This window comes from Streptomyces sp. NPDC002513 (assembly GCF_053595355.1).
This window is the reverse complement of record NZ_JBSFXK010000139.1, coordinates 1-2,914: the sequence shown is the minus strand read 5'-3', so window position 1 is coordinate 2,914 and position 2,914 is coordinate 1. Positions and strand designations below refer to the sequence as shown.

Sequence of the window (2,914 nt, the reverse complement as noted above, 5' to 3'; positions counted from 1 at the left end):
TGCTGTCGCGAGGGTGTCCAAGTTGTGCGTCACAACATGATCTTGGACGCCCTCGTTTTCGTCTCCACAGGCACCCCTTGGAATAGATCATCTAGTGGATGCCCGTGACGCCGACGGCGGGGTTGGGCAGGTATATGACCGTGTGGCGGGGGTGGTCGAGGGTATCGAGGGCTGCGCGGAACGGCGACGGTCTTGCCGGCGCCGACCTCGCCGGTGATCACGCCGAGGCAGCGTTCCCCGATGCACCACGTGATGCGGGCCGCGGCCTGGGCATGGGAGGAGTGCCTGTGCAGCATCCCGGGGGCCAGGTCCTTGCCGAACGGCATGGCCGTGAACCCGTAATAGCCCTGGATCTTGTCTATCAACGCGAGTCTCTTTCCAGGTAGTTGAGCAAGTCGTCGAGCTCATCGGCCGCCTGTTCGGCGCGTCGGTGCAGGGACAGCGCGAGCATCACGGCCCGCCCGGCCAGGGTCGGCAGACCCTGGCCGGGGCTCGCGGTCAGGCGAAGGGCCAGGTCGAGAGCCCGGTTGCTCAGCTGGCGGGCGGCGTGCTCGGCGTCCTCCAGTTGCCAGATGCGTTCCTGGACCGGATCGCCATCGGTCACGAGTTGCCGCCGGGCTCGTCCGGCCGGGGCATCAGGGCGGTGTAGTTGATCTTCTGGACGAGTTCCTGGGTGCGGGCGGTGTCGATCAGGCGGAGGTAGTCGATGCCGGTGGACGGCGCGGGCGCCTGGGGGATCTCCGGCTTCGCCTTGGGGTGGGCGTGACGGGAGATGTGGTGCGGGACGGCGAGGCCGAACGGCCGGTTCTGGAAGCGGACTTCGATCTCCGCGAGGTCGAACGGGTCGAAGACCAGCTCGACCTTCCGCCCGAGAGTGCCGCGTCGACGTTGTAGATGTTGCCCAGGAGCGACACGGTCGCGGTCTTGGTGACGGTGCGGTGCTCCGACCAGCGGAAAGCCTCCCGCAGCTGGGCCGCGCTGGGCTGCGGGAACGGGGCCGCGGCCAGCCACCGCTCCATCGGCGGCTGCCCGGTCTCCGAGTGCACCGCCCGGTGGTAGACGTGCTCAACCCATGCTGTGAACAGACGGTTGAGTTCGCCGAGGTCGGCGATCTTGTCTTCGTCCACCTCGACGAGGAACTGGTCCCGCACGGTTCGGAACGCCCGTTCGATCTTCCCTCTGCCCTCCGGGCGTCCCGGGGTCGAGTGGATCAGTTTGATGCCGAGCCGGCGGTCGGCCTCGAACCGGCCGAAGACCGGCGGGGCCTGCCCATCCGGACGGTCCAGCAGGTCCAGGCGGCCGAGGTGACGGTGGACAGTGCGATAGGACGGGCCCCAGCCCAGGTGCTGGGTCAGGATGCGTACCACCTGCGCAGTCGTGCGCGAGGGATTCTCCCGCTTCAGCGCCGCCGCCAGGTCCAGGACCTCCTCCGGCGTCCTCGGGGTGACCTGCCTGGTCGGCGGCAGCAGGGCGTCGAAGCCGCCCTCGCGCCAGTTCCTCAGCCACCGGTCCAGGGTGCCCCGGCCGACCGTGATCTGCCGCCCGAACGGATCGGTGTGGGGCTTGGCCGCCAGCTCCCGCACCATCGCCCCGCGCTGGCGCGGGGACAGGGCAGGGTCGGCCGCCTCGCGGATCAACTGGTAGCGGAACAGCGCGGCCTGGTGGGCCCGCTCGGCCCGTCGGCGTTCCTCCTCATCGACCAGTGCCATCAGCACGACCTCCAAAAGACAGCGGACATGTCAACAAGTCAGGCTGGACCCGCCATGCCGCCACCCATCAGAGGCGACTCGTGTTGATCGTTCTCACCGTTCGGACGGCGGCCAGCCCGGCGCCAGCAGCAGACCCCGGCTGATGGCCGAGGCCGTCTCCCAGATGGGCGCGGTGACCACCGGGAACCGCACCCTGGCTGCCATCGCGGCAGCGATCACCGCCGCGACCGCGTCCCCGAACACGTCCGCCGCGGGCACCGGCAGCACCCGGGCCGGGTCGGCGGCGAGCGCGACCAGATGAGCGGTGAACACCCCCGCCACCACGGCGGCCCGGTCGGCGAACCGCCGCAGCCAGCCCCGCACCGTCGCCGCAGGCCGCCCCAGCCAGTCCGCGATCGCCCGGTGCCCGGCTCCCGTCGCCTTCATCTCCAGCGCGGCCCCGATCACTTCGGCCACGTCCGCCCGCCGCGACAGGCCGATGACCGGCAGCAATACATGCGTGGCCCCGCAGCCCGAGCACCTTGAACGGCGCGGCCGTACGTCCAGCCGTCCCTCACCGGCCCCACGCAGCCTTCGGACGCGTCCCCACCCCCAACGCGTCAGGATCCCGCCACACGCCGGGCACTCAAACTCGCCTGCCACAAGCCGCCGTTCGACATCCCCGGCGTCCACCTCTACGGTGATCAAAGCGCCTCCGGGCGCACCAGAACGGCCCTCCCGGCCTCGCGACCAACGACAACGGGAGGGCCGTTTGCCGATCAAGACATGGTCACCGTGCCCCTCGGCACCCCGAAGATCAACCCACCTGCACCGATCGCATCGCCATGCTCAACCGGAATGGCACACTCCCACCCTGGCGTCCTCATCCTGGGTGGCAATCAACACCCAACCGGCGACGCCGCTCGCGACGCCGTGACATGGATGGAGCCCACCCACGCGGCATGGTGGAGCAGGCACTCAAGGTCGAACTCCCGCGCAACGCTCACCAGGCCGGCATCGATCGAGCGATCATCCGAGACGACACAGCGACACCGGCCATCTACAAGGCCCTCGGCCTGCACCCCATCAAGGTGACCGCATGACCGAGGCATCACCGATACTCGGCCCTTCCCCCTGAGTGGTGGACGCCTCTGATCTCGGCCCCGGTGCGGGCTGGGGAGGAGGGACCACTTATGGTCATGAAGGTGTACTCGCCCGAGTTCAAG

General features: G+C 69.4%; 4 protein-coding genes. 1 reads left to right on the top strand and 3 read right to left on the bottom strand.

Annotation, left to right across the window (positions count from 1 at the left end; all coding sequences use genetic code 11):
- Positions 1 to 361 precede the first annotated feature (361 nt).
- The 3 genes from ACWD5Q_RS35285 to ACWD5Q_RS35275 form a co-directional block, all read right to left on the bottom strand.
- Positions 362 to 604, bottom strand: coding sequence for a hypothetical protein (locus tag ACWD5Q_RS35285; RefSeq protein ID WP_451431151.1), 243 nt, complete (start codon positions 602 to 604; stop codon positions 362 to 364).
- Between the two features lie 85 nt (positions 605 to 689).
- Positions 690 to 1,709, bottom strand: a complete 1,020-nt coding sequence (locus ACWD5Q_RS35280; protein WP_451431150.1) for a helix-turn-helix domain-containing protein — start codon at positions 1,707 to 1,709, stop codon at positions 690 to 692.
- Between the two features lie 93 nt (positions 1,710 to 1,802).
- Entirely contained in the window at positions 1,803 to 2,165 is a 363-nt protein-coding gene (locus tag ACWD5Q_RS35275; RefSeq protein ID WP_451431149.1) for a helix-turn-helix domain-containing protein, read from the bottom strand.
- Between the two features lie 485 nt (positions 2,166 to 2,650).
- On the opposite strand from ACWD5Q_RS35275, the gene ACWD5Q_RS35270 reads away from it, so the two are divergent.
- A complete protein-coding gene (locus ACWD5Q_RS35270; RefSeq protein ID WP_451431148.1) occupies positions 2,651 to 2,791 on the top strand; it encodes a hypothetical protein in 141 nt (46 codons plus the stop codon).
- Positions 2,792 to 2,914: the final 123 nt, after the last annotated feature.